22 protein-coding genes are annotated in these 25714 nt (G+C 66.8%); 19 read left to right on the forward strand and 3 right to left on the reverse strand.

Going from position 1 to position 25714, the window contains the following annotated elements:
- A partial coding sequence (locus N5J73_RS19940) for a helix-turn-helix domain-containing protein (protein WP_279941310.1) occupies nt 1–731 on the reverse strand: 731 nt, incomplete at its 3' end.
- A 128-nt stretch (nt 732–859) separates the two neighbouring features.
- Between N5J73_RS19940 and hisS the strand changes: the two genes are divergently transcribed.
- The 19 genes from hisS (at nt 860) to cueR (ending at nt 21834) form a co-directional block, all read left to right on the forward strand.
- Entirely contained in the window at nt 860–2257 is a 1398-nt protein-coding gene (gene hisS, locus N5J73_RS19945; RefSeq protein WP_049445538.1) for a histidine--tRNA ligase, read from the forward strand.
- A complete protein-coding gene (locus N5J73_RS19950) occupies nt 2257–2550 on the forward strand; it encodes a hypothetical protein (protein ID WP_049445536.1) in 294 nt (97 codons plus the stop codon). Before hisS ends, N5J73_RS19950 begins: the two co-directional genes overlap by 1 nt.
- Before the next feature lie 485 nt (nt 2551–3035).
- Nucleotides 3036–3344 carry a YerC/YecD family TrpR-related protein gene (locus N5J73_RS19955; RefSeq protein ID WP_088480638.1) on the forward strand — a complete coding sequence of 103 codons (309 nt, stop codon included), beginning with the start codon at nt 3036–3038 and terminating at the stop codon, nt 3342–3344.
- A 34-nt stretch (nt 3345–3378) separates the two neighbouring features.
- Nucleotides 3379–4290 (forward strand): ATP phosphoribosyltransferase, encoded by a 912-nt coding sequence (hisG, locus tag N5J73_RS19960; protein ID WP_049445533.1) that lies wholly within the window; start codon nt 3379–3381, stop codon nt 4288–4290.
- On the forward strand, nt 4287–5582 hold the full coding sequence (gene hisD / locus N5J73_RS19965) for a histidinol dehydrogenase (protein ID WP_049445528.1): 1296 nt from the start codon (nt 4287–4289) through the stop codon (nt 5580–5582). Before hisG ends, hisD begins: the two co-directional genes overlap by 4 nt.
- The gene (gene hisC, locus N5J73_RS19970; RefSeq protein ID WP_049445526.1) at nt 5579–6673 is read left to right on the forward strand and encodes a histidinol-phosphate transaminase; all 1095 of its coding nucleotides are present in this window, start codon (nt 5579–5581) and stop codon (nt 6671–6673) included. The genes hisD and hisC overlap by 4 nt, the downstream gene beginning before the upstream one ends.
- Nucleotides 6670–7743: a bifunctional histidinol-phosphatase/imidazoleglycerol-phosphate dehydratase HisB gene (gene hisB, locus N5J73_RS19975; protein WP_049445524.1), complete on the forward strand. Its 1074-nt coding sequence runs from the start codon at nt 6670–6672 to the stop codon at nt 7741–7743. The genes hisC and hisB overlap by 4 nt, the downstream gene beginning before the upstream one ends.
- A complete protein-coding gene (gene hisH, locus N5J73_RS19980; RefSeq protein WP_049445522.1) occupies nt 7740–8342 on the forward strand; it encodes an imidazole glycerol phosphate synthase subunit HisH in 603 nt (200 codons plus the stop codon). The genes hisB and hisH overlap by 4 nt, the downstream gene beginning before the upstream one ends.
- A complete protein-coding gene (gene hisA, locus N5J73_RS19985; RefSeq protein WP_049445520.1) occupies nt 8339–9073 on the forward strand; it encodes a 1-(5-phosphoribosyl)-5-[(5-phosphoribosylamino)methylideneamino]imidazole-4-carboxamide isomerase in 735 nt (244 codons plus the stop codon). Before hisH ends, hisA begins: the two co-directional genes overlap by 4 nt.
- On the forward strand, nt 9067–9843 hold the full coding sequence (hisF, locus tag N5J73_RS19990) for an imidazole glycerol phosphate synthase subunit HisF (RefSeq protein ID WP_012480036.1): 777 nt from the start codon (nt 9067–9069) through the stop codon (nt 9841–9843). Before hisA ends, hisF begins: the two co-directional genes overlap by 7 nt.
- A complete protein-coding gene (gene hisIE, locus N5J73_RS19995; protein WP_049445517.1) occupies nt 9833–10453 on the forward strand; it encodes a bifunctional phosphoribosyl-AMP cyclohydrolase/phosphoribosyl-ATP diphosphatase HisIE in 621 nt (206 codons plus the stop codon). The genes hisF and hisIE overlap by 11 nt, the downstream gene beginning before the upstream one ends.
- Before the next feature lie 97 nt (nt 10454–10550).
- Nucleotides 10551–12140 carry a calcineurin-like phosphoesterase family protein gene (locus N5J73_RS20000; RefSeq protein WP_049445515.1) on the forward strand — a complete coding sequence of 530 codons (1590 nt, stop codon included), beginning with the start codon at nt 10551–10553 and terminating at the stop codon, nt 12138–12140.
- Nucleotides 12141–12175: 35 nt separating this feature from the next.
- Nucleotides 12176–12460, forward strand: coding sequence for a hypothetical protein (locus tag N5J73_RS20005; protein WP_005409434.1), 285 nt, complete (start codon nt 12176–12178; stop codon nt 12458–12460).
- A gap of 84 nt (nt 12461–12544) precedes the next feature.
- A complete protein-coding gene (locus N5J73_RS20010; RefSeq protein WP_049445513.1) occupies nt 12545–13567 on the forward strand; it encodes a glucokinase in 1023 nt (340 codons plus the stop codon).
- Between the two features lie 51 nt (nt 13568–13618).
- Nucleotides 13619–14617, forward strand: coding sequence for a N(4)-(beta-N-acetylglucosaminyl)-L-asparaginase (locus N5J73_RS20015; RefSeq protein ID WP_049445511.1), 999 nt, complete (start codon nt 13619–13621; stop codon nt 14615–14617).
- Nucleotides 14614–15351: a copper homeostasis protein CutC gene (locus N5J73_RS20020; protein WP_049445508.1), complete on the forward strand. Its 738-nt coding sequence runs from the start codon at nt 14614–14616 to the stop codon at nt 15349–15351. Before N5J73_RS20015 ends, N5J73_RS20020 begins: the two co-directional genes overlap by 4 nt.
- A 407-nt stretch (nt 15352–15758) precedes the next feature.
- Complete coding sequence (locus N5J73_RS20025) at nt 15759–18716, forward strand: TonB-dependent receptor (protein WP_049445507.1); 2958 nt, start codon at nt 15759–15761, stop codon at nt 18714–18716.
- Nucleotides 18717–18865: 149 nt separating this feature from the next.
- On the forward strand, nt 18866–21367 hold the full coding sequence (locus N5J73_RS20030; protein WP_049445506.1) for a heavy metal translocating P-type ATPase: 2502 nt from the start codon (nt 18866–18868) through the stop codon (nt 21365–21367).
- Nucleotides 21368–21378: 11 nt separating this feature from the next.
- The gene (gene cueR, locus N5J73_RS20035) at nt 21379–21834 is read left to right on the forward strand and encodes a Cu(I)-responsive transcriptional regulator (RefSeq protein WP_088480649.1); all 456 of its coding nucleotides are present in this window, start codon (nt 21379–21381) and stop codon (nt 21832–21834) included.
- Nucleotides 21835–21913: 79 nt separating this feature from the next.
- Here cueR and N5J73_RS20040 read toward each other — a convergent pair whose 3' ends face one another.
- Both N5J73_RS20040 and N5J73_RS20045 read right to left on the reverse strand, forming a co-directional pair.
- Complete coding sequence (locus tag N5J73_RS20040) at nt 21914–22108, reverse strand: heavy-metal-associated domain-containing protein (RefSeq protein ID WP_049445502.1); 195 nt, start codon at nt 22106–22108, stop codon at nt 21914–21916.
- Between the two features lie 201 nt (nt 22109–22309).
- Entirely contained in the window at nt 22310–25387 is a 3078-nt protein-coding gene (locus tag N5J73_RS20045; RefSeq protein WP_049445500.1) for a TonB-dependent receptor, read from the reverse strand.
- Nucleotides 25388–25714 lie beyond the last annotated feature (327 nt).

The following is a 25714-nucleotide window of genomic DNA, read 5'->3' on the forward strand; positions in this document are numbered from 1 at the left end:
AGCGTGCGCAGCCCGTCCTCGTCGAGGATCTCCACAACGTTCAGGTGGGGCAGGGCGATCAACCCCTGCTGGCGCAGCTTGGTGAAGGTACGGCTGACCGTTTCCATGGTCAGGCCCAGATGATCGGCGATGTCGCCACGACCCATCGGCAGCGACACGCGCAGGCCGTCGCCGCCCAGCTTGGCCTCGCGTGCGGCCAGGCGCAGCAGGAAATCGGCCAGCTTCTCGGCCGGCTGCAGGCGTGCGAGCGCCAGCGCGGCATCCTGTGCGGCATCCAGTTCCTGGCAGGCGCGCTGCAGCAGCTTGCGCTCCAGATGCGGGAAGCGGCTGCGAAGCGCCTTCATCTGCGGCAGTGCGACGCGGCACACGCGGCTGTCGGCAATCGCCTCGATGTCGTAACGATGGTGGTCGCTGCCGCTCAGGCCCAGATAGTCGCCAGGCAGCACGAAGCCGTTGATCTGGCGGCGACCATCCGCCAGGGTGCGCACCAGGCGCAGTGCGCCGGCGGTCAATGTATAGACATGCTGGCGTTCCTCGCCGGTGCGGGCCAGCGTGCTGCCCATGCTGACCTGCTGCGAGACCGTGACTTGTTCCAGCGCCTGCACTTCATCGGGCGACAACGCCGAGCACACCGCAAGGTGGCGAACCGAGCAGTGCAGGCAGTCCAGCGTGATGCAGGACGGCGCGGCGGGATCGTTGGTGGCGGGCGGAGCGCCGGAAGGCCGTGACATGTTGCGGGGGGCGTATCGCGGGCGGGGGAGGGCCTTATGATACTTCAAGCGGCCGTTCGACCCTGCCCGAGGCGGGGGCGCTAGAATGTTGCCCCCTCCCACGTCCCGTTCCAGCAGGAGTTCCGCCCGTGATCAAGCCCCGTACCCCGCCCGGCACCCTTGAGCTGCTGCCGCGCGAGCAGATTGCGTTCCAGCGCATGCTGGACGTCATCCGCCGCAACTACGAGCGCTTCGGGTTCCTGCCGGTGGAGACGCCGGTGTTCGAGCTGTCCGATGTGCTGCTGACCAAGTCCGGTGGCGAGACCGAGCGCCAGGTGTATTTCGTGCAGTCCACCGGCGCGCTGGCCAACGCGGCCGAGTCGGGCGACCGTTCGTTGCCGGAAATGGCGCTGCGCTTCGACCTGACCGTGCCGCTGGCACGCTACGTGGCCGAGCACGAACACGAACTGACCTTCCCGTTCCGCCGCTACCAGATGCAGCGCGTGTATCGCGGCGAGCGCGCCCAGCGCGGTCGCTTCCGCGAGTTCTACCAGTGCGACATCGACGTGATCGGCAAGGACAGCCTGAGCGTGCGATACGACGCCGAAGTGCTGGCGGTCATCCACGCCGTGTTCTCGGAACTGCGCATCGGTGACTTCAGCATCCAGCTGAACAACCGCAAGCTGATGCGCGGCTTCTTCGAAAGCCTGGGCGTGGCCGAAGGTGAGCGCCAGCTGGCGGTGCTGCGCGAAGTGGACAAGCTGGACAAGCGCGGCGCCGATTACGTGCGCGAGACGCTGGTGGGCGAGGGCTTCAACATTCCGGCCGAACAGGTCGAGAAGATCCTGGCGTTCGTGGCCGTGCGTTCGCAGGGGCATGCCGATGCGCTGGCGCAGCTGGACGCGCTGGAAGCCGACGCCGGTTCTTCGGAGATCCTGCGTACCGGTGTTGCTGAACTGCGCGAAGTGCTGCAGCTGGTGCAGGCGCTGGGCGTGCCGGAAACCGCGTATTGCCTGAACTTCTCCATTGCGCGCGGCCTGGACTACTACACCGGCACCGTCTACGAGACCACGCTGACCGACCACCCGCAGATCGGCTCGATCTGCTCGGGCGGCCGCTACGAAGACCTGGCCAGCCACTACAGCAAGTCGAAGCTGCCGGGCGTGGGCATCTCCATCGGCCTGTCGCGCCTGTTCTGGCAGTTGCGCGAAGCCGGCCTGATCGATGGCATCGAAGCCAGCAGCGTGCAGGCGCTGGTGGCCCTGATGGACGAGCAGGGCATGCCGCAGTCGCTGGACATCGCGCGCCGCCTGCGCGCCGGTGGCATCAACACCGAAGTGCAGATGGAGCCGAAGAAGATCGGCAAGCAGTTCCAGTACGCGGCCAAGGCCGGGATCCGCTTCGTGGTGCTGGCCGGTGAAGACGAGCTGGCGCGCGGCGTGGTGGCGGTGAAGGACCTGCTGCGCGAGCAGCAGTTCGAGGTCTCCCGCGATGAGCTGGCCAGTACCTTGCAGGTGGAGCTGGAGCAGTCCAGGGCGATGGCGTAATGCGGGCCGCCGCAGGGGCGCTGTGCGTGCTCCTGCTGGCGGGCTGCCAGAGCGACCCGGTGCTGCGCAGTGCACGGATCGGTCCGGCGCAGTACCGGCTGCAGGTTGATCGCTGCCACGTGATCGACCGCGCGCAGCTGGAGGGTGACCTGCAGGCCCTGGCCTCGCGCAGGTGTCCAGCGGGTGTGGGGTCACTGGAGAACATCCAGCCCCAACCGAGCCGGCAGGGCAGCCTGTTCGGTGAATGCCTGCGCCGCGGAGCGCTGCAGGCCGAGGTGCGCTGCCTGCCCTGAGTCGGGCCAGGTTGTTGATTTGAAAGCAGAACGCCCGCCTTTCGGTGGGCGTTTTGCGTTTGTGGACAACAGCAGTCGAGCATGGCTCGACTCTACAAAAGCCGGTTCCGATCCGATCCATGCTGTTCTGACAGCCCGCGGCCAACTGTCGAAGGCGGGGTGGGTCCGGTGGCAGGGGTGTGAGCGGCATGGGCCCGAGGCATGCCTCGGGCGGGTTGGGCAGGATGCCCAGCCCCGGTCTTGCCGTGTGCGCAGGACAGCGCACACGAGCAAGCCGCGACCAAGCCCCCATGGATGGGTTTACGGCGTCCCCTGCCACCGGAACCTCCTCGCCAACGCTCAGGAAATCAGCATTTGCTTTTGCTCTGGCTCTTGGCGGGTGCAGGGCAGCAGCCCTGCCGCACCTCAACCCACGATTTGACGCACTGTGCAAGAATGCGCTAATGTACTAACGCGCTATTACATTGATGCATGGAACCGACCCCGTGAAAGCCCGCCCCGAAATTGCCGCCAAAGACCCGAAGGCCGACCTGGACGCCCTCGCCGAGGCCTTTGCTGCTCTGCGCGAGCCGGAGCAGGTGGTCGCCTTCCTGCGCGACCTGTGCACGCCGGCCGAACTGGAAGCCATGGCCGACCGCTGGAAGGTGGTGCCGCTGCTGCAGCAGGGTGTGCCGTACCGCGAGATCCACGAGCGCACCGGCGTCAGCGTGACCACCACCGGACGGGTGGCGCGAACGCTTGAGCATGGCCATCGAGGCTATGCCGCCGCCATCGACCGCCTTGCTTCGCGCTGATCCGCGCCCCGTTCCGAACTTCGAGACCTCCCCCATGAGTGCAACCCAGGCAGCGCCGGCACGAGACCGGCTGCGTATCGCCATCCAGAAGAGTGGCCGGTTGGCCGAGCCCGCCCGCAACCTGCTCAGCGCCTGTGGCCTGAGCTGGCGCGAAAGCCGCGACAAATTGTTCTGCTACGGCGAGTCGCTTCCGGTGGACCTGCTGCTGGTGCGCGACGACGACATCCCCGGTCTGATCGCCGACGGCGTCTGCGACCTCGGCATCGTCGGTCGCAACGAGCTGGACGAGCAGGCCGCGGCACGTCGCCAGGTCGGCCTGCCGGATGCCTACCAGGCGCTGCGCGGGCTGGGCTTCGGCCAGTGCCGGCTGATGCTGGCGGTGCCGGAGGAGTGGCAATGGCAGGGTCCGGCGCAGCTGGCCGGCACCCGCATCGCCACCAGCTACCCGGCCATCCTCAAGCAGTGGCTGGCCGAGCAGGGTGTGGATGCACAGGTGGTCGAGCTGTCCGGTTCGGTGGAAATCGCCCCGCGACTGGGTACCGCCGACCTGATCTGCGACCTGGTCTCCAGCGGCGCCACCCTGCGTGCCAACCAGTTGACCCCGGTGCACAACCTGCTCGACAGCGAGGCGGTGCTGGCCGGTGCGGTGCGCGTGCCGGATGATGCGCGTGCATCGCTGTGCGCGATGCTGCTGCGCCGCCTCGATGGCGTGGTACAGCGGCAGGACCGCAAGCTGCTGATGTTCCGCGCCAGCGAGGATCGCGTCGACGCGCTGTCGCAGCTGCTGGCCGATGCCGAGCCGCTGGTGCGGCTGCCGGCCGATGGCGGCGCGCTGCGCCTGCAGACCATGTGCCCCGGCCCGCTGAGCTGGCAGCGCATGGAAGAACTCGAGCGCGCTGGCGCGCAGGGCCTGATGGTGTTGAGCGTGGAGCGGTCGCTGGCATGAACCGTCTGATCTGGTCCCGACTTGATGAGACCGCGCGCAGCGCGGCGCTGACCCGCCCGGTGCAGACCGTGGCGCAGCAGACCCGCGACGCGGTGGCGACGCTGATTGCACAGGTGCGCACACAGGGCGACGACGCGCTGCGCGCGATCACCGCACGCTTCGATGGTGTCGAGCTGTCGTCCTTTGAAGTGAGCGAAGCCGAGTTTGCCGCGGCCGAAGCTGCGGTGCCGGCTGAGTTGCGCCAAGCCATGGTGGAAGCTGCCGAACGCATCGCGCGTTTCCACGCCGCTGGCATGGGCACGGGCTATGCGGTGGAAACCGCCCCGGGCGTGGTCTGCGAGCGCATGCTGCGCCCGATCGGCCGGGTGGGCCTGTATGTGCCGGCGGGCAGCGCACCGCTGCCGTCCACCGCGCTGATGCTGGGTGTTCCCGCACGGCTGGCCGGCTGCCCGCAGGTGGTGCTGTGTACGCCGCCACGCGCCGACGGCACGGCCGATCCGGCGGTGCTGGTGGCCGCGCGGTTGACCGGGGTGCAGCGCGTGTTCAAGCTGGGCGGTGCCCAGGCCATCGCCGCGATGGCCTACGGCACGGCCAGCATTCCGGCCTGTGACAAGCTGTTCGGGCCCGGCAACAGCTTCGTCACCGAAGCCAAGCAGCAGGTCGCACAGGATGGCGCGGCCGCCATCGACATGCCGGCGGGCCCCTCCGAAGTGCTGGTGATTGCCGATGCCGGCGCCAATCCGGCGTTCGTCGCCGCCGACCTGCTGTCGCAGGCCGAGCACGGTCCGGATTCTCAGGTTCTGCTGCTGACCGACGATGCCGCGATGCTGGCGGCGGTCGAGGCCGAAGTGGAGCGCCAGGTGGCCTTGCTGCCGCGCCAGCAGATCGCACGCCAGGCGCTGTCGGCCTCGCGGCTGATCCAGGTCGATTCGTTGGACGAAGCCTTCGCGATCAGCAACCGTTATGCGCCGGAGCACCTGATCCTGGCGCTGCGTGATCCGCGTGCGTGGCTGGAAAAGGTGCAGGCGGCCGGCTCGGTGTTCCTGGGTGATTACACCCCCGAGGCACTGGGCGACTACTGCAGCGGCACCAACCACGTGCTGCCTACCGCCGGTGCCGCACGTGCCTACAGCGGTGTCAGCGTGGCCAGCTTCCAGAACCTGATCAGCGTGCAGAGCGCCAGCGCTGCCGGCCTGGCGGCAATCGGCGGCTGCGCGCGCATCATCGCCAGCGCTGAAGGCCTGGATGCGCATGAACGTGCGGTCGCAGTGCGCATGGAGGTGGCAGCATGAGCGCGGCTATCGATGATGTGCTGGCACTGGTGCGTCCGGATCTGCGGGCGTTTGCCGGCTACAGCTCGGCGCGCAGTGCGGCGGTGCAGGGCGAGGTCTGGTTGAACGCCAATGAGTCGGCCTGGGCCAATCCGGCTGATGTGACGGGCAACAGCCGGCGCTATCCGGAACCGCAGCCGTTGGCGTTGCGTGAGGGCCTGGCGGTGCTGTACGGCGTGACGCCGCCGCAGCTGCTGGTCGGCCGCGGCAGCGACGAAGCCATTGATCTGCTGGTGCGCGCCCTGTGCGTGCCGGGCCGCGATGGCGTGCTGGTCACGCCGCCGGTGTTCGGCATGTATGCGGTCTGCGCGCGCCTGCAGGGCGCCGCATTGATTGAAGTGCCGCTGGTGGACAGCGAGGACGGCCTGCGCGCTGATCTGGATGCGGTGATCGACACCGCCAAGGCGCGCAATGCCAAGCTGGTGTTCCTGTGCGCACCGTCGAACCCGGCCGGCAGTGATATCGCCCTGGACGAGGTCGAACGGGTGGCGGTTGCGTTGCGCGGGCAGGCACTGGTGGTGGTGGACGAGGCCTATGTCGAGTACGCGCAGCGTGCGTCGGCGACCACGTTGCTGGCCGCGCACGCCAATCTGGCAGTGCTGCGCACGTTGTCGAAGGCGCACGCACTTGCGGCCGCGCGCATCGGCACCCTGATCGCCGCGCCGGAACTGATTGCCGTACTGCGCCGTTGCCAGGCGCCGTACCCGGTGCCGACCCCGTGCGCCGAGCTGGCCGTGCAGGCGCTGCAGCCGGCCGCACTGGCACGTACCGCCGAGCGCGTGGCGACGGTCATCGCCGAGCGCGAACGCCTGTTCGCTGCGCTGCCGGGCCTGCCTGGCGTGCGCCGGGTGTATGCCTCGGCCGGCAACTACCTGCTGGTCCGGTTCACTGATGCGCAGGCAGCGTTCGACACCTTGCTGGATGCCGGCGTGGTGGTACGCGACCAGCGCGCCGCGCCGCAGCTGGGTGATGCACTGCGCATCAGTATCGGCAGCCCCGAAGAGAATGACCGCGTGCTTGCGGCCCTGTCGGCGCGGAGGGCCGCAGCATGACCCCGATCCTGTTCATCGACCGCGACGGTACCCTCATCGAGGAGCCGTCCGACTTCCAGATCGACGCCTACGAAAAGCTGCGCTTCGTGCCGCAGGTGATCCCGGCGCTGCTGAAGCTGCGCGACGCCGGCTATCAGTTCGTGATCGTCACCAATCAGGATGGCCTCGGCAGCGACAGCTACCCGCGCGCCAGCTTCGATGGCCCCAACAACCTGATGCTGCAAATCTTCGAAAGCCAGGGCATCACTTTCCGTGACGTGCTGATCGACTGCAGCTGGCCGCAGGACAACGCGCCGACCCGCAAGCCGGGCATCGGTCTAATGACCGCCTACCTGCAGGACCGCAGCATCGACTGGGCGCGCTCGGGCATGGTCGGTGACCGCATCACCGACCTGCAGTTCGCTGACAACCTCAACATCCGAGGCTTCCAGCTGCGCACCGAACAGTTCGGAGGCGAGTGGGACTGGCCGGGCATCGCCCATGTGCTGGCCGATGCGCCGCGTACCGCAGTGGTCGAGCGCAACACGAAAGAGACGAAGATCCGCGTCGAACTGGATCTGGACCGCGCCGGTGATGCGCGCATCGCCACCGGACTGCCGTTCTTCGACCACATGCTGGAACAGATCGGCAAGCACGGCGGGTTCGCGCTGGACATCCAGGCCGACGGCGACCTGCACATCGACGAGCACCATACCATCGAGGACACCGGCCTCGCATTGGGCCAGGCGCTGCGCGAGGCGCTGGGCGACAAGCGCGGCATCGGCCGCTACGGCTTCACCCTGCCGATGGACGAGGCGCTGGCCAGCGCTGCGCTGGACTTCAGTGGCCGCCCGTACTTCGTGTTCGAGGGCGAGTTCAAGCGCGAGCGCGTGGGCGATATGCCGACCGAACTGGTGCCGCACTTCTTCCGTTCGCTGTGCGACGCCAGCGGGTTGAACCTCAACCTGCAGGTACGCGGCGACAACGATCACCACAAGGTGGAAGCCTGCTTCAAGGCCTTGGCCCGCGCACTGCGTCCGGCGCTGGCCCGCCAGGGCACGGCGCTGCCTTCCACCAAGGGGGCGCTGTGAGCGACGTTGCGCTGATCGATGCCGGCGGCGCCAACCTGGGCTCGGTGCGCTACGCATTGGAGCGCCTGGGTGCGACGGTGCGGCTGGTGCGCGATGCGGATGGGCTGACCGGTGCGCAGCGGGTGATCCTGCCCGGCGTCGGCGCTGCCGGTCCCGGCATGCAGCGCCTGCATGCGCAGGGCCTGGTCGAGCCGTTGCAGCGGCTGGAAGTGCCGCTGATGGGTATCTGCCTCGGCATGCAGCTGCTGTTCGAACGCTCCGAGGAAGCCGGCGTGGAAACGCTGGGGCTGATTCCCGGCGTGGTGCGCAAGCTGGTACCGGCCTGCGGCATCCGCGTGCCGCACATGGGCTGGAACCGCCTGCTGCCGCTACGCGAATCGCTGTTGCTGCAAGGCGTGCCGGAACGCGCCAGCGCCTACTTCGTGCACAGCTATGCGGCGCCGCTCAATACCCACACCGTCGCTGCCTGCGACCACGGTGGCCTGTTCACCGCCGTGGTGGAGCAGGGGCGTTACTACGGCGCACAGTTCCATCCGGAGCGCTCCGGCGAGACCGGTTCGCTGATGCTGCGCAACTTCCTCGAGGGCACTGCTGCATGAGTTTCATTGTCTACCCCGCGCTGGATATCCGCGATGGCCGCGTGGTGCGGCTGCGCCAGGGCGACTACGCGCAGGAAACCTCCTATGGGGATGACCCTCTGCCGCGCGCGCAGGCCTTTGCCGCGCAGGGTGCGCAGTGGATGCATCTGGTCGACCTGGACGCTGCGCGCGCCGGTGGCTACACGCTCGCGCCGCTGCTGGCGGATATCCGCGGGCAGACGCCATTGCGGGTGCAGACCGGTGGCGGCGTGCGCGGTCGTGATGATGTGTCGCGCATTCTCGATGCTGGTGCCAACCGCGTGGTGGTGGGTTCGCTGGCGGTGCGCCGCCCCGATGAAGTGGTCGGCTGGCTGGAGGAATTCGGCGCCGAGCGCATCACGATTGCGCTGGACGCTCGCCAGGACGCACAGGGGCAGTGGCAGCTGCCGGTGCACGGCTGGACCGAGAACGCCGGGGTGACCCTGGATGACCTGGCCCGGCGCTACGCGCGCGCCGGCATGCGCCATCTGCTGTGCACCGACATCGCCCGCGACGGCATGCTGGCCGGGCCCAACATCAGTCTCTACCAGCACCTGTCGGCGCTGCTGCCGGGCGTGGCGGTGCAGGCCTCCGGCGGCATCCGCGACGTGGCCGATGTGGCCGAAGCGCGACGTGTGGGCTGCGGCGGCGCGATCCTCGGCAAGGCGCTGCTGGAGCAGCGCATGGACCTGGCGGAGGCGCTGGCATGTTGAGCCGTCGCATCATTCCGTGCCTGGATGTGCGCGATGGTCGCGTGGTCAAGGGTGTGCGCTTCCGCGACCATGTCGACATGGGCGACATCGCCGAGCTGGCGCAGCGCTACCGCGACCAGGGTGCCGACGAGCTGGTGTTCTATGACATCGGCGCCAGCCCCGAGGCGCGCTCGGTGGACGTCGCCTGGATCGAGCGCATCGCGCGGCTGATCGACATTCCGTTCTGCGTGGCCGGTGGCATCGACAGCGTGGAAACCGCGCGTCGCGTGTTGTTCGCCGGTGCCGACAAGGTGTCGATCAACTCGCCCGCGTTGGGCCGTCCCGAACTGATCACTGAACTGGCCGACGAGTTCGGCGTGCAGTGCGTGGTGGTCGGTGTCGATTCGGTACGCGAGACCGATGGCCAGTGGCGGGTGCGCCGTTTCAGTGGCGACCCGGACAAGACCCAAGCGGTGCCGCTGCGCACCCTGGACTGGATTGTCGAGGCACAACGGCGTGGCGCTGGCGAGATCGTGTTGAACTGCATGGACAGCGATGGCGTGCGCCGTGGCTACGATGTCGTGCAGCTGCAGCAGGCGCGGGCACTGTGCCAGGTGCCGCTGATCGCTTCCGGTGGCGCCGGTGCGATGGAACACTTCGCCGAGGCTTTCGATCAGGCGGACGTCGATGGCGCGCTGGCCGCCAGCGTGTTCCACAGCGGCGCCATCGCCATTCCGGAATTGAAGCGCTACCTGCGCGGACAGCAGATCGAGGTGCGGGATGTCTATTGAAGTGAGGCCGTCACCGGACGCGCTGCAGGCGCTGGACTGGGGCAAGGGCGAAGGCCTGCTGCCGGCGGTAGTGCAGCATGCCGATACCCTGCAGGTGCTGATGCTGGGCTATGTCAGCGCCGAATCGCTGGCGGCCACGCTCGCCATCGGCCATATGACCTTTTTCAGTCGCAGCAAGCAGCGGTTGTGGACCAAGGGCGAGCAGTCCGGCAACGTGCTGGTAGTGCAGTCGATCAGTGTCGACTGCGATGCCGACACGCTGCTGGTGATCGCGCGCCCGGCCGGGCCGACCTGTCACACCGGTGCGGAGAGCTGCTTCGATGGCGCGCCGAAGGACTTCCTGGGCGGGCTCGGCCAACTGGTGGCGATGCGTGAGGCGCAGCGACCACCGGGCAGCTACACCACGAGCCTGTTCGAGGGTGGTATCCGCCGCATCGCGCAGAAGGTGGGCGAGGAGGGTGTGGAGACCGCATTGGCCGCCGTGGCGCAGGATGATGAGGCGTTGCTGGGCGAGGCGTCGGACCTGTTGTTCCACCTGCTGGTGCTGCTGCGCGCGCGCGGGATGTCGCTGGAGGATGCGCGGGCGGTGCTGGAAAAGCGCCATCGTTGAGGGAGGCGTGGGACCAATGGTCCGCACCTGCCTCTGCAATGCAGCCGAGCGTGGCTCGGCTCTACAATAGGCGGTCTTCTTCTTTCCCGGACCGCCCATGAAACTGCCTGCCGCCTGGCTGTGCTGCCTGTTGCTGACCTCGCCGGCCTGGGCCGCGGACACCGTGGTCAGCGGCAAGGTCTATCTGGAGCGTGACGGACGGCCGGGGCGCGGCGCGACCGATCCGGGCCTGGCCGGGGTGCAGGTTTCCAACGGCGAGACCATCGTCAAGACGGCTGCAGACGGCAGCTACAGCTTGCCAGTGCGCGACGGCCAGACCGTATTCGTGATCAAGCCCGATGCCTACGCCTTCCCGAAGGCGACCGACGGCCTGCCGTCGTTCTGGCGCCACTACCGCCCGAACGGCTCGCCGGCGCTGAAGTACGGCGGCATCGCCGCCACCAGCGATGTCACCCGCAACTGGGATTTCGCTCTGCAGTCGGACCGCCATGACAGCCGCCGTGGTTTCCAGATGCTGGTGTTCACCGATTCGCAGACCGCCAGCCTGAAGGACATCGGCTACTACCAGCAGTCGATCGTGGCGCCGCTGGTCGGCCAGACCAGGGCGCGCATGGGCACCACCCTCGGTGACATCGTCAACGATGACCTGACCCTGTATCCGGCGATCAACAAGGTCACCGCCGAACTTGGCGTGCCGTGGTTCCATGTGCCGGGCAACCACGACCTCGATTTCGATGCCGCCAGCGATGAGCACTCGCTGGACAGCTGGCGCAACATCTACGGCCCGGACACCTACGCGGTGGAAGAGGGCGGCGCCAGTTTCGTGTTCCTGGACGACGTGGTGTACGACCCCAAGGCCAGGCCGAAGTACGTCGGCGGCCTGCGCGAAGACCAGTTCGCCTTCCTCGCCAGCTACCTGAAGGGGCTGCACAAGGATCGCCTGCTGGTGCTGGGCATGCACATCCCGCTGTTCGACGCGGCGCCGGGACGCGAGACCTTCCGGCATGCCGATCGCCAGCGCCTGTTCGACCTGTTGAAGGACTTCCGCAACGTGCTGGTGCTCAGCGGCCACAGCCACACCCAGCAGCACGTCTACCACGGCAAGGCCGAGGGCTGGAACGGCGAAAAGCCGCTGCACGAGTACAACGTGGGTGCCAACTGCGGTGCGTTCTGGTCGGGGGTGAAGGACGCCGCCGGCGTGCCGGACAGCACCATGAGCGATGGCACCCCGAAGGGCTATGCGTTGCTCGATGTGGCCGGCAATGGCAGCTACAAACTGCAGTACCGCGTGGCCGGCAAACCGGCCAGCGAGCAGATCGGCCTGCATGCGCCGAAGGTGCTGCGCCAGGGGGCCTACCCGGCGTGGGGCATCTATGCCAACGTCTACATGGGTGAGGATGCCAGCGTGGTCGAGTACCGCGTCGATGGCGGCGCCTGGCAGCCGATGAAGCAGGTCAGCCAGCCCGATCCGCGCCTGATGGTGGAAAACGTGGCCGACGACCTAGCCGACAGCCTGCGCGGCTACGACCGCTCGCCGGAGGCCACCGCATCGCCGCACCTGTGGCGCGGCGCGTTGCCGACCGATCTGGCCGTGGGCAGTCACAAGGTCGAGGTGCGCTCCACCCAGCCCGACGGAGCGGTGTTCACCGCCAGCACCCGCTACAGCCTGCAGACTGCCCAGCCCTGACACGCCGCAAGGCCTCTCCAGCGAAAGGACCCCGCATGGATATCCGCTTCATGGCCGGCACCACGCCGGTGACCCTCAGCCGCCACTGGTTCACCGGCGCGATGCTGCTGCAGAGCGCCACCGAGAAGGTCTGGGTGCAGCATCCGCTGCATCCCGGCACCCACTTCTCGTTCTCGCTGGTACAGTCGTGGCTGCGCCATATCGCCGGCCATGAAGTGCTGGTTGAGCGCACCCGGCCGCTGCTGTTTGCCGGTTTCCGCCCGCAGCGGCTGCGCGTGCTGGTGGATGGTGTGCAGGTGGCCGAACAGGAAGGCATGTAGGCCAACCTGAACCATCGGTGTGCTAGGCAAAGCTGCCCCGATGCCTGAGAATCGGGGCGATTCAATCGATCCAAGCAGGCCAGCGTGACCATCGCAGCAGCGTCCCCGGTTTCCTCCGACTCCGCCCGCGGCGGTCTTCCGCGCCGTCTGGTGGTCGCCGATGTCGGCGGCACCTTTGCCCGCCTCGCGCTGGCTGAAACCCAACCCGGCGAGGCGCCGCTGCTGGGCAGCCATCGCACCTACGCCTGCGCCGAGCACCCCAGCCTGGCGGCGATCCTGGCCGATTTTACCGCAGGCCTTGGCCAGCCGGTGCAGACCGCGGTGGTCGCCATCGCCGGCCTGCTCGATGGCGATGTGCTGATCAATTCCAACCTGCCGTGGACGGTCTCGCTGTCGGCCACCCGCGCGCAGTCCGGGTTGGGCGAACTGCAGCTGATCAATGATTTCGAGGCGGTGGCGCTGGCCATCCCTTATCTGCAGCCCGACACGCTGGTGCCGCTGAACGGCGATGCCGATCCGGCGCAGGCGTTCCCGGCACTGGTGCTGGGCGCCGGCACCGGCCTGGGCGCCGCGCTGCGCTTTGCCGATGGCGAGCGCCCGGTGCTGGCCAGCGAGATCGGCCATGCCGCGCTCGGCGCCGGCAACACGCTGGAACTGCAGGTGCTGGGCAAGCTGCTGCAGCGCTGGGCGCACGTGGACAACGAGCGCGTGCTGTCCGGTAGTGGCCTGATGAACCTGTACCCGTGCCTGTGCGAGCTGCGCGGTGCCACCCCGGTGTGGACCAGCACCGAAGCGTTGATCGGTGCCGCGCGCAGCGGTGAAGACGCGCTGGCGGTGGAAACGCTGCAGGTGTTCTGTGCCTGGCTGGGCAGCCTGGCCGGCGACGCCGCCATCGCCGTCGGCGCGCGCTCGGTGTACCTGGCCGGTGGCATTTCCGCGCATGTGCAGGATTTCCTGGCCGATGGCCGCTTCCGCGAGCGCTTCCTCAACAAGGGCGTGCTGACCGAGGTGCTGCGCCAGGTACCGGTGTGGCGCGTGGAGCATGGCCAGCTGGGCGTGCTCGGTGCAGCGGTCTGGCACGCCGCACGACAGCCCACGCACGACTGATCGGCACGGCCGGCATCGGGCCGGCCGCACATTGCAGACTGGGAGGGGAAGATGGTGGATCGCAGGCAGTTCCTGCAGGCCGGCGCACTGGCCGCTGGCATCGCAGCATTACCGGGCGTGCAGGCGCGCACGCAGGGTGGGGCCAAAGTGGTTTCGACCTGGGACTTCGGCGTGCCGGCCAACCAGGCCGCATGGAAGGTGCTGGCCCAGGGCGGCAGCGCGCTGGATGCGGTGGAAGCAGGCGCACGCTGGGCCGAGAGCGAGCTGTGCAACCCCACCGTCGGCCATTGTGGCAATCCGGATCGCGACGGCGTGCTGAGCCTGGACGCGAGCATCATGGATGGTGATGGCCGTTGCGGTGCAGTGGCCGCGCTGGTCGACATCCTGCATCCGGTGTCGGTGGCCCGCAAAGTGATGGAAAACAGCCCGCACGTGCTGCTGGTGGGCGACGGCGCGCAGCAGTTCGCGGTGCAGCAGGGCTTCGAGCGCAAGCACCTGCTGACGCCGCAGGCCGAAGCGGCCTGGCGCGAGTGGCTGAAGACCGAGAAGTACCAGCCGCAGATCAATGCCGAGCGCCGTGGTATTCCCGGCAACAGCGACAACCACGACACCATCGGCATGCTGGCGCTGGATGCCAAGGGCCATCTGGCCGGTGCCTGCACAACCAGCGGGATGGCCTGGAAACTGCACGGCCGGGTTGGCGACAGCCCAATCATCGGTGCCGGCCTGTATGTCGACAACGAAGTGGGTGCGGCCACCGCATCGGGCGTGGGTGAGGAGATGATCCGCAACGCCGCTTCGTTCCTGGTGGTCGAGCTGATGCGCCAGGGGCGCTCGCCGGCGCAGGCCTGCCGCGAAGCCATCGACCGAGTGGTGCGCAAGCGCCCCGAAGCGAGCAAGACACTGCAGGTCTGCTTCCTGGCCATGAACAAGCAGGGCGAGGTGGGTGCCTACGCGTTGCATCGCGGCTTCGTCTACGCCGTGTGCGATGGACAGCGCCAGGATGACCTGCGCGACTCGCCGTCGATCTACACGAGCACCCAAACGTGAGCACGCGGCTCACTCTGGAAATCGCCAGCAACTCGCTGGCCTCGGCGCTGGCCGCCCAGGCCGGCGGTGCCGACCGCATCGAGCTGTTCGACAACCTGGCCGAGGGCGGCACCACGCCGTCGTTCGCCAGCATCGCGATGGCCCGCGAGCGCCTGTCGATTCCGCTGTTCGTGCTGGTGCGGCCACGCCCGGGCGACTTCCACTACGACGCGCTGGAAACCGAACTGATGCTGCGTGACATCGCGCAGTGCCGCGCGCTCGGCTGCGATGGCGTGGTGATCGGTGCGCTGGATGTGCAGGGCGGTATCGACCTGGCGCTATGCCGTGAACTGGTGCAGGCCGCCGGGCCGTTGCAGGTGACCTTCCATCGCGCCTTTGATGCGGCCCGCGACCTGCCAGCAGCACTGGAACAGGTGATCGGACTGGGCTGCCAGCGCGTGCTGACCTCGGGCGGCCAGGTCAGCGCCGAGGCCGGTGCCGATGTGCTGGCGGGTCTGGTCACACAGGCGGCGGGGCGCATCAGTGTGATGGCCGGCGCGGGGCTGGGCCCAGCCAATATCGCCGTCGTCGCACGGCGGAGCGGCTGTACCGAACTGCACGCCTCGGCCAAGGGCCTGCGCCGCTCGGCGATGCAGTTCCAGAACCCGGCCTTGCGAGGGCTGGACCCGGACTGGAGCCAGACCGCCACCGCCACTGTGGCCGCGCTGCGGCAGGCGCTGGACGGCGCGCAGTAACCCGCTTCTTCTGTAGAGCCGAGCCCTCGCTCGGCTGCTCTTTGCGACGAACAACAGCAGCCGAGCACAGGCTCGGCTCTACAACGACCCGCTGCCGGCCGAACGCGACCACGCGGACAAAACCGTTCCGCGCGCGGTTGTCGTGATCGTGTCACTACTTCGTGCGCCGTTCTCTCAGCGATGTTTCGCAACCCTTTGATTGTTCTGGATGCCGGCAGCCGATAGCGGCATTCCCTCGGGTGTTGCTGCGTTGCCGCATGCCGGGTGTGGTTCAGCTGTGCTTTAGTTTGGATCGATCCACAGGAGGGGGCGCCGCGTCGGTCCTGAGCCGATCCAGGTGCCCGGATCAGCCGTAGTGCCGCGCCACCACCCGTCCGTGCGTCCACACTTTCGAAGAGCAACCACCCATGGCTCAGTCCGTTCGCAAGCGCCGTCACCTGCTGTCCCAGGCCCTGATCCTCGCCCTCTTGCCGCTGGCTGCCAGTGCACAGGAAGCTGCCAGTGCGTCCACCAAGGATCTGGACGCAGTCACCGTCACCGGTTCACGCATCAAGCGCGCCGCCGTCGAAGGCCCGGCACCGGTCAACGTGATCACCGCTGCGCAGATCCAGAAAGAAGGCTTTGTCAGCGTGTACGACGCGCTGAAGACCCTCACCGAGGCCACCGGCACTGTTGAAGCCGCTTCGCAGTGGGGCTCGCATACGCCCAATGCCAGCGGCCTGAACCTGCGCGGGATGGGCCCGAACCGCTCGCTGCTGCTGGTCAACGGCCGTCGCGTGGCGGACTACCCGCTGCCGTATGGCGGTGAAACCAACTTCTCCAACTACGGCAACATTCCGGCCGCGGCGGTGGAGCGCATCGAAGTGCTGACCGGTGGCGCCTCGGCCATCTATGGTTCGGATGCGATTGCCGGCGTGGTCAACGTCATCCTGAAAACCAACTACGACGGCGACGAAGTGCGCGTGCGTGGTGGTACCTCCACCGAGGGTGGCCGCGATACCTGGGACTTGTCCTGGGCCGGCGGCAAGACCGGCGACAACTGGAGCGTGACCTACGCGCTGCAGTACACCAAGCGTGATCCGCTGTTCGGGCGTGATCGTCCGCAGATGGACGACGCCGATGATGCACCGTATCCGTCCTGGAACATGGAGCAACGCAAGGTCGGCTTCCGACCCACCGCTGGTCTGGCGCTGATCGATCCGACCACGGGCCAGCGTCTGGCACCGCCCACCGGCACCTGCGAGAAGTTCAACGGCGAGTACTACACCGCTGATCGACTGGTCTACAACTACGCCGCCAACACCATCACCAACACCGGCCGCCTGTGCGGTATGAGCGCCGACTACGCCAACTGGCTGCTCACCGGCGGTGCCGAGAACGTGTCCGGCAACCTGTATGCCACCTTCGACTTCAGCAACGACCTGCAGGCCTGGACCAACCTGGCGGTGTACCGCTCCGAAGCGATCTGGGGCACCAATCCGCCCAGCGTGTCGCTGATCGACGATGACAACGGCTACTACTGGGATGCCAACCGCAACCGTCCGATCCTGGGCGTGCGCCAGTTCACCCCGAACGAGGTGGGCGGCCTGGATACGCTGCGCAATACCAACCGCGAACTGTCCTGGGATTGGAGCGCGGGCCTGCGAGGGCGCTTGGCCGACCGCTTCGACTGGAGCGCCACGGTGGGGCGTTCCTACTACCGCGTGGAAGAGCGGCAGAACGTGGTCGACAAGCAGAAGTCGTACGACTACTTCCTCGGCCAGAAGCTGGGTACCACGGCCGATGGCGAGGCGATCTACGCCTTGAACGAATCGCGCTGGTGGAACCCGCTCACGCCGGACCAGTACTGGCAGATGGGCACGGTGGCGAAGAACCGTGCGTCCTCATGGGTCAACCAGGCCTCGGCGGATATCACCGGCGAACTGTTCCAGGGCTGGGCCGGCCCGATCTCCTTCGCCGCGGTAGCTGAAGTCGCGCAGCAGGGTTATCACCTCAGCCCCGACCCACGCGCCGGCATCGACTTTGACCTGCAGAACGTCGATCGCGGTGGCGGCGAGCGCACCCGCTATTCGGCCGGCGTCGAGTTCAAGATCCCGCTGCTGGACAGCGTGACCGCCACTGCGGCCGCGCGCTATGACCGCTATGGCAACTACAAGGCCGACGACAGCAGCGAAGCGCTGGACATCGGCAGCCAGAAGGAAACCACCTGGAACGTCGGTCTGGAATGGCGCCCGGTCGAATCGCTGCTGGTGCGTGGCTCGTACGCCACCAGCTTCCATGCGCCGGACATGCATTACCTGCTGGGCCAGCCGAGCAGTTCGAAAGTGCAGACCTATGACCGCCTGCGCTGCATCCAGAGTGGCGCGTACCTGGTCAACAACTGCGGTGTGGGCAACACCGATGTCTGGTACACGTTCGACGTGAACCGCCGTGGCACGCCGCTGCTGCGCTCGGAAACCGGCGATTCGTGGACGGTCGGTTTCGTCTGGGACGTGATGCCGAACCTGTCGGTCAGTGCCGACTACTGGGCGATCAAGCTGGAAGACATGATCGTCGACGTCGGCGCCGATGAGGTGCTGGCCAGCGAGGCCGGTTGCCTGACCGGGAAGAACATCGATGGCACGCCATGGGCCAACCCGGCCGGTGGCGAATACTGCGCCGGCATCCTGGCCCGCGTGAACCGTGACAGCAACGGCCGCCTGGTATCGATCGAGCGTGGCCCGTTCAACCTGGCCAGCCGGGAAGTGCGCGGCATCGACTTGACCGCACGCTATCGCCTGGAAACCGCGCAGTGGGGCAGCTTCCAGCTGGGTGTGAACTACACCAACCAGATCTCCACCAAGGAACAGCGCTACGCCAACGACCCGAACCCGGAACGCCGCGACCGCGACCTGCGCAGCAAGCTGCGCGCGAGCCTGGCCTGGCAGCGCGGCAACTGGAACGCCAATGTCTATGCCGACCGGGTGGGCTCGGTGCCGGGCGTGCGCTACCACTGGGGTACCGACCGCCTGGACAACCCCGGTGGCTGCCTGCCGTTCGCCGATGGCTACGTGCCCAGCGACAGCCCGTCGCTGAACTGCCTGGAGCCGGCGACACGTCCGGACGGCTCGCCGAACCCGAATCCCAATGCCGGGCAGCAGACTGCACGCTACTTCGGCCGGGTGGGGCCGTTCATCACCTGGAACTTCAACGTGGGCTACCAGGTGACCGAACACGCCAAGGTAAACGTGTACGTCAACAACGCCTTCAACTCCGCCAGCTGGAACCACAAGGACCCGTACAAGCTGGACTACGATTTCGCCCCGACCCGGTTGCTGGGCGCGGTCGGCCGCGAGTTCGCGTTGGAGTACGTGTTCACCTTCTGAGGAGACCTGCCTCTGGCGGTAGATCCGCGCCATGCGTGGACGTGGACAGCGGGTGCCCATTCAGGAAATGCGGACAGGCTGGATTTGACCTTCCCACGATGGCAAGGTTTAGCCTGTCCGCATCCAGAAGGAATCCCGGGAATCCAATCATGAGCACGCCGCGCGCCGCTGCTGTCTCCGCCAGCCCCTCCACCATCAGTCTGCCCATCGAGGGCATGACCTGCGCCAGCTGTGTGGGCCGGGTCGAGGCGGCACTGTCCAAGGTCGAAGGTGTGGGCAGTGTTTCGGTCAATCTGGCCACCGAGCGCGCGGATATCCGCCCGTCCGGTCCGGTCGATCGGGCCGCGTTGATCCAGGCGGTGGAGCGGGTGGGCTACGACGTGCCCCCCGCCACCGTTGAACTGGCCGTGGAAGGCATGACCTGCGCCTCCTGCGTGGGCCGCGTGGAGCGCGCGCTGCTGGCGGTGCCAGGCGTGAGCCAGGCCAGCGTGAACCTGGCCACGGAGCGTGCGACCGTGCGCGGCGTGGCTGATACGGCCGCCTTGGTTGCGGCCATCGACAAGGTCGGCTACGCCGCACACCCGATCGAGGCCGGCGTGCAGTCCGATGAGGAGGCCGCAGAAAAGAAGGATGCCGAGCGCGCTGAGCTGAAGCGCGACCTGATCGTGGCGTCCGCGCTGGCGCTGCCGGTGTTCGTGCTGGAGATGGGTTCGCACCTGATTCCCGGCATGCACGAATGGGTGATGGCCCACATCGGCATGCAGACCAGCTGGTATCTGCAGTTCGCACTGACCCTCCTGGTGCTGGCCATCCCCGGTCGTCGTTTCTACCAGAAGGGCTTCCCGGCGCTGCTGCGGTTGGCGCCGGACATGAATTCGCTGGTGGCGGTGGGCACCGCCGCAGCGTTCGGTTATTCGGTGGTGGCGACCTTTGCACCGCGGCTGCTGCCGCCGGGCACGGTGAACGTCTACTACGAAGCGGCCGCGGTGATCGTTGCGCTGATCCTGCTCGGCCGCTTCCTCGAAGCGCGCGCCAAGGGCCGCACCTCGGAGGCGATCAAGCGTCTGGTCAACCTGCAGGCCAAGGTCGCCCACGTGATCCGTGACGGCCGCACCGTCGATATCCCGGTCAATGAAGTGCAGAGCGGCGACGTGGTGGAAGTGCGGCCAGGCGAGCGTGTGCCGGTCGATGGCGAGGTGGTTGAAGGCCGCAGCTACATCGACGAATCGATGATCAGCGGCGAGCCGATCCCGGTTGAGAAGCTGCCGGGCAGCAGCGTGGTGGGCGGTACGGTCAACCAGAAGGGCGCACTGACGGTACGTGCGACGGCGGTGGGCGCGCAGACCATGCTGGCGCAGATCATCCGCATGGTCGAACAGGCGCAGGGCTCGAAGCTGCCGATCCAGGCGGTGGTTGACAAGGTCACGCTGTGGTTCGTGCCGGCAGTGATGCTGGCCGCGCTGGCGACCTTCGCAGTCTGGCTGATCTTCGGCCCGTCGCCAGCCCTGAGCTTCGCGCTGGTCAACGCGGTAGCGGTGCTGATCATTGCCTGCCCCTGCGCGATGGGGCTGGCCACGCCGACCTCGATCATGGTCGGTACCGGCCGCGGCGCCGAAATGGGCGTGCTGTTCCGCAAGGGCGAAGCACTGCAGCTGCTGAAGGACGCGAAGGTGGTGGCGGTGGACAAGACCGGCACGCTGACCGAAGGCCGCCCGCGCCTGACCGACTTCGAGATCACGGACGGTTTCAATCGCAGCACCGTGCTGGCGGCGGTTGCCGCAGTGGAATCGCGCTCTGAACATCCGATCGCCCGCGCCATCGTCGATGCAGCCACTGAACAGGGCATTGCACTGCCGTCGATGGTCGATTTCGAATCGGTCACCGGCATGGGCGTGCGTGCCAGCGTTGATGGTGCGCGGGTGGAGGTCGGTGCCGATCGCTTCATGCGCGATCTGGGCGTGGACATCACTTTGTTTGCGACGCTGGCGGCAGAGCTGGGCACCCAGGGCAAGTCGCCGCTGTATGCCGCCATTGACGGTCGCCTGGCCGCAATCATCGCGGTATCCGATCCGATCAAGCCGAGCACGCCGGCCGCAATCGCGGCACTGCATCAGCTTGACCTGAAGGTGGCGATGATCACCGGTGACAACGCTGGTACCGCGCAGGCGATCGCGCGCCAGCTCGGCATCGACGAAGTGGTGGCCGAGGTGCTACCGGAAGGCAAGGTCGAGGCGGTGCGCCGCTTGAAGGCCACACATGGCCATGTCGCCTTCGTCGGTGATGGCATCAACGATGCGCCGGCACTGGCCGAGGCCGATGTCGGCCTGGCGATCGGAACCGGTACCGATATTGCGGTGGAATCGGCCGATGTGGTGCTGATGTCGGGCAACCTGCAGGGCGTGCCGAATGCCATTGCGTTGTCGAAGGCGACGCTGGGCAACATCCGGCAGAACCTGTTCTGGGCCTTCGCCTACAACACCGCGTTGATTCCGGTAGCGGCCGGCGTGCTGTACCCGGTCTGGGGCGTGCTGCTGTCGCCGGTGTTCGCGGCCGGTGCGATGGCCCTGTCCAGCGTGTTCGTGCTGGGCAACGCGCTGCGCCTGCGTCGCTTCCAGCCGCCGATGGCGGATGCCACCGCGGCCACCCACTGAAGGAGATCCGCATGAACATCGGTGAAGCTGCCAAGGCCTCCAGCGTTTCGGCGAAGATGATCCGCTACTACGAACAGATCGGCCTGATTCCCGCCGCTGATAGAACCGAGTCGGGCTACCGGGCGTATTCGCAGGCGGACATCCACCGCCTGCGTTTCATCCGCCGCGCACGCGATCTGGGCTTCCAGGTGGCCGAGATCACTGATCTTCTGGGCCTCTGGAATGACACCTCGCGGCACAGTGCCGACGTCAAGCACCTGGCCGAGCAGCACATCGCCGATCTGGAGCAACGCATCGAGCACATGCGGCAGATGGCCGACACGCTGAAGTCGCTGATCAGCTGCTGCGCGGGCGATGAGCGCCCGGAGTGCCCGATCCTGCAGCGGCTGGGGGAGGACGATGAGGCGCCGGCGCCGTTCGATGCCGCGAAGACCGGTGCGGTGCGGCGGCGTACGCACAAGCATTGACTCGATATCGCATGCATTGAAAAGCCCGCCGGATGCAGCAGCACCGGGCGGGCTTTTCAGTGTGAGACAGGGCAGGGGATCAGGCCGTGCGCGGTGGGAAACCTGCGTCGTTCAGCGCTGCCACGATCTGCGCTTCGCTGGCCGAGGTCTGTACCTGCACGCGACGGCTGGCGGGGTCAGCCTGCACGCTGGCCTGCGGGTCCACGCCTTCAATCGCCTTGGTCACGCTGCGCGCGCAGCCGCCGCAGGTCATGCCTTCAACATGGAATTCCATCTGTAGCTCCTTCGGTGCTCTTGGGGTGGAGTCAGTGTGCACCTTCCAACGATGGCAGGGTCAAGCGCCGGGCTGAACGACAGGCAAGGCGCCGACAAAAAACGGCAGCCACCTGTACCAGCGTGGCTGCCGTGGAGGAACGTCCCCGCCAGGGCGGGGCGTGGGTTGCACCGGGGCGCGCCCGGGCAACCCGGTGTTGCCTTAGAACTTCCAGGTAGCGCCGAAGTACAGCTGGCGGCCCGCATAGGTATTGGAGATCAGGCGTGCCTTGGTGTCGCTGCCCAGGTGCACGCGCTGCTCGGACTTGGTGGCATTGATCACCGAGGCGGTCAGCGTCCAGTCCGGGGTCAGGTTGTAGGCCACGTTCAGATCCAGCTGGTCATACGGCTCGGTGTAGACGGTGAGGCCATTGTTGAGCCCGCCGACTACCTGCCCGCGACGGTTGAACGAGGCGCGTGCGAGGAACTTCTCGTTCTCGTAGAAGACCGTCACGTTGGCCTGGTTCTTGGCGCTGCCGACCAGCGGCGAGGAGCCGATTTCCTGCCCGTCCAGAACAATGGAAGCCAGGTTGGTGTCGTTGTAGGTGTAGTTGGCCTGCACGCCAAAGCCGAAACCGAACGTGTACTGGCCATAAAGCTCGACGCCCTGCGACACACCATCGCGGCCATTGGCCTGGGTCTCGTAGCGCTGCACGTTCACCGCTTCACCGTTGATGACCATCGGCGTGTCGCGCACCACCGGCAGGGTGAAGTTGTCCACGTTCTTGCGGAACAGGCCGACGCCGGCCACCGCGCCCGGCTGGAAGTACCACTCCAGGCCCAGGTCGAACTGGGTGGCCTTGAACGGCTCCAGCTGCTTGTTGCTGCCCTGGCCGACCCAGCCTGCCGTCGATGCGCCGCCGGCAACGCGGCGATCATTGACGTACTCCTCGCTGTAGTAGCTCAGTGCGCCCGGTGCTGCGATGTCGGTGTAGCCAGGGCGGGCGATCACCTTCGATGCGGCACCACGCAGCACCAGCGTGTCGGTGATGTCCCATGCAATGTTGAAACTCGGCAGCACGTCGGTGTAGGTGCGGTCCACGCCGATCAGGCTGTAGGTCTTGCTCTGCGCCAGGTCATGCGGCAGGCGCACGAAGCCGCTCTCGCAGCTGTAGGTCGGGTAGGCCGCAGCAGCTGGATCGGTGCACGCCATCGGCGCACCGGATGCGTTGTCCAGGAAGTAGTCGTTGAACTTCTCGATCGAGTCGGAAGACTGCGCGAACTGCTTGGTGCGCACCACGCGCACGCCGACATTGCCGCGCACGCGCTCGGTGCGGAAGTTGGCCTGGAAGTAGCCGGAGTAGATCTTCTCGTTGACGTTGTAGACGAAGTCTTCCTCGGTACGGTTGTGCGAACCACCGTAGGTCTTGTTCAGATAGTCGATGTACGCCGGGTAGTTGATGCCCGGGAACACGTTGGCATTGAAGCCACCGGCAATGTTGCTGATCGGATTGGACAGGAAGAAGCCGGGCTGCGCATCGCCGGCAGTCGGATCGCAGCCACTCTGGTAGCGGCTGTTGTCATAGTCGGCCGGGTCACGGCCGGGGCACACCCAGTAGGTGTTGCCGGTGTTGCGGTGGACCTTGCCGTCACGGTACTTGGCACCGAACTGGATCGAATCCAGCCAACCGGACTCAAACAGCTTGGTCACGTCGGCCTGGAAGTAGTTCTGCTTGACCTCGGTGCGCTTCCACGACGAATCGGTCGAGCCGGTGTCGACTTCGGCGATGCCGTTCATCAACTGCTGCTGCAGGTCGGGCGAGAAGGTGGCAGACGGCGTGCCAGTCAGGTCCCATGCGCTGTACTGGTTACCGGACAGGTAGTCGTTGCCGACCTTGCGGCGCGGCTTGGCCGACATGCGGAAATTCATCGACGGACCACCTTCGGACCAGGTGCGGCCACCGGTGAACGAGGCCTTCCACAGCGGGCTGATGTCCCAGTCGATGGTCAGGTCGGCGGTCTGCGACAGCGCCTTTTCCTTGCTGTAGCCACCGGTCAGCTGCGGTGTCGGAATCGTGCAGTCGTCCGGGCCCCAGCCGCCGGGCTTGAGGCCGGCGGCCTTGGCCTGGTCTTCGCTGCAGTAGTAGGTCTTTCCAGCCAGCTTTTCGAACTGGGCACCGGTGACGGTGTTGCCGCTGGCATCGAAGTCCAGGCCATTGAGCAGGCGGCCTCCGGCCCAGTTGCCGTCCTGGTTGTAGCGCGCCATGCTCCATTCCGGAATCTTCAGCATGTTCTGGGTGTAGTCACCCTGCAGCTCGAAGCGGAAGTAGTTGGCGGTCATCGTGACGTTGTCGACCGGCTTGAACTGGAAGGTCAGCTGGCCGCCCTTGCGCTCGCGCTTTTCTTCCTTCACCGCGAAGTTGACCGAGGTCGGCATGAAGAAGTCGCTGTAGTTGCCGCCGGTCTGGTTGTTGAAACCGGACTTGCCCCACCAGTAGTGGATGCCATCCTGCTGCTGCACGTTGCCATAGGCGTCGCGTGCCCTGCCGGCGCCGTACCACTGGTAGTCCTCGGTGCTGGCTTCCATGGTGCGGGTGGTGCGCTTCTGCTGGGTCACGCCGACCAGCACGCCGAAACGCTCATCCTTGCTGTGCCACGAATACAGGGCCGAGGCCTGCGGGTCGATATCGTGGTGGGTATCGGAAGAGGTGCCCTCGAGCGTGACGAAGCCCGAGTTGGACTCCATGTCCAGCGGACGACGGGTGTGCAGGATGACCGTGCCGCCGATGCCGCCTTCGTCGATGCGTGCTTCCGGCGACTTGAACAGCTCGGCGCTGGACAGCATGTTCGACGGCAGCAGGGTGTAGTTGAACGAACGGGTGGCTTCGTCGTTGGTTTCCGACGTGGCCACGTAGTTGCCATTCAACTGGGTCAGGGTCAGGTCCGGCGCAAGGCCGCGCACGCTGACACTCTTGCCTTCACCACCGCTGCGGGTGATGACCACGCCGGGCACGCGCTGCAGTGCGTCGGCCACGTTCTTGTCGGGGAACTTGCCGACGTCCTCGGCGGTGATCACTTCGACAACGGCGTTGGCGTCGCGCTTCTGCTCAAGGCTCTTTTCGATGGCGTAGCGGTAGCCGGTGACCTGGACGCTGTCCAGGTTGGTGGCGTCCTGCGAGCCGGTGGTGGTTGCCTGCTGCGCGGCGGCGCCGGCCGGAGCGACGGCGGCGGCCAGGGCCAGCGCGACGGCCAACGACAATGCGTCCTGGCCATGCGTACGTGTTGAATGCTTCATTCCCATCTCTCCCTCTCTCCTGGATTGATCCGGTGACGTGGCACGGACAACTTGAATCGATCTAATTTGAAGTGACATTGTCGCTATCGCCATGCAGTGGCAGTTGCACCGTGCACGTGGCCTGGTACGTCCTGTTGCCGCTCCCCCAACTCCCGGCCATCGCAGCGTCGTCTTGGATCGATCTAAGCGATGGGCGGGCGTTTTTTAGCATGGGTCGCCCGCGGGCGCATGCTGCTCCGCAATATGGTACTGGCGTGGCGAAGGGATGACGGTTTGCTGAAAACAGTGAAATCGTTTTCGTGCGCAGGGGAGGGGTGTTCGGCAGGGCTGCGC

Origin of the sequence: Stenotrophomonas sp. GD03654 (assembly GCF_029845105.1) — a bacterium.
GTDB classification, from domain to species: Bacteria; Pseudomonadota; Gammaproteobacteria; order Xanthomonadales; family Xanthomonadaceae; genus Stenotrophomonas; species Stenotrophomonas africana.

What these genes read in the sequence shown, in the direction of transcription:
- hisB (WP_049445524.1), top strand. Translation starts at nt 6,670, where the DNA reads ATGACCCCGATCCTGTTCATCGACCGCGACGGTACCCTCATCGAGGAG.
- N5J73_RS20000 (WP_049445515.1), top strand. Translation starts at nt 10,551, where the DNA reads ATGAAACTGCCTGCCGCCTGGCTGTGCTGCCTGTTGCTGACCTCGCCG.
- hisD (WP_049445528.1), top strand. Translation starts at nt 4,287, where the DNA reads ATGAACCGTCTGATCTGGTCCCGACTTGATGAGACCGCGCGCAGCGCG.
- hisF (WP_012480036.1), top strand. Translation starts at nt 9,067, where the DNA reads ATGTTGAGCCGTCGCATCATTCCGTGCCTGGATGTGCGCGATGGTCGC.
- N5J73_RS20015 (WP_049445511.1), top strand. Translation starts at nt 13,619, where the DNA reads ATGGTGGATCGCAGGCAGTTCCTGCAGGCCGGCGCACTGGCCGCTGGC.
- N5J73_RS20040 (WP_049445502.1), bottom strand. Translation starts at nt 22,108, where the DNA reads ATGGAATTCCATGTTGAAGGCATGACCTGCGGCGGCTGCGCGCGCAGC.
- N5J73_RS20025 (WP_049445507.1), top strand. Translation starts at nt 15,759, where the DNA reads ATGGCTCAGTCCGTTCGCAAGCGCCGTCACCTGCTGTCCCAGGCCCTG.
- hisA (WP_049445520.1), top strand. Translation starts at nt 8,339, where the DNA reads ATGAGTTTCATTGTCTACCCCGCGCTGGATATCCGCGATGGCCGCGTG.
- N5J73_RS20005 (WP_005409434.1), top strand. Translation starts at nt 12,176, where the DNA reads ATGGATATCCGCTTCATGGCCGGCACCACGCCGGTGACCCTCAGCCGC.
- cueR (WP_088480649.1), top strand. Translation starts at nt 21,379, where the DNA reads ATGAACATCGGTGAAGCTGCCAAGGCCTCCAGCGTTTCGGCGAAGATG.
- hisIE (WP_049445517.1), top strand. Translation starts at nt 9,833, where the DNA reads ATGTCTATTGAAGTGAGGCCGTCACCGGACGCGCTGCAGGCGCTGGAC.
- hisG (WP_049445533.1), top strand. Translation starts at nt 3,379, where the DNA reads ATGAGTGCAACCCAGGCAGCGCCGGCACGAGACCGGCTGCGTATCGCC.
- N5J73_RS19950 (WP_049445536.1), top strand. Translation starts at nt 2,257, where the DNA reads ATGCGGGCCGCCGCAGGGGCGCTGTGCGTGCTCCTGCTGGCGGGCTGC.
- N5J73_RS20045 (WP_049445500.1), bottom strand. Translation starts at nt 25,387, where the DNA reads ATGGGAATGAAGCATTCAACACGTACGCATGGCCAGGACGCATTGTCG.
- N5J73_RS20030 (WP_049445506.1), top strand. Translation starts at nt 18,866, where the DNA reads ATGAGCACGCCGCGCGCCGCTGCTGTCTCCGCCAGCCCCTCCACCATC.
- hisC (WP_049445526.1), top strand. Translation starts at nt 5,579, where the DNA reads ATGAGCGCGGCTATCGATGATGTGCTGGCACTGGTGCGTCCGGATCTG.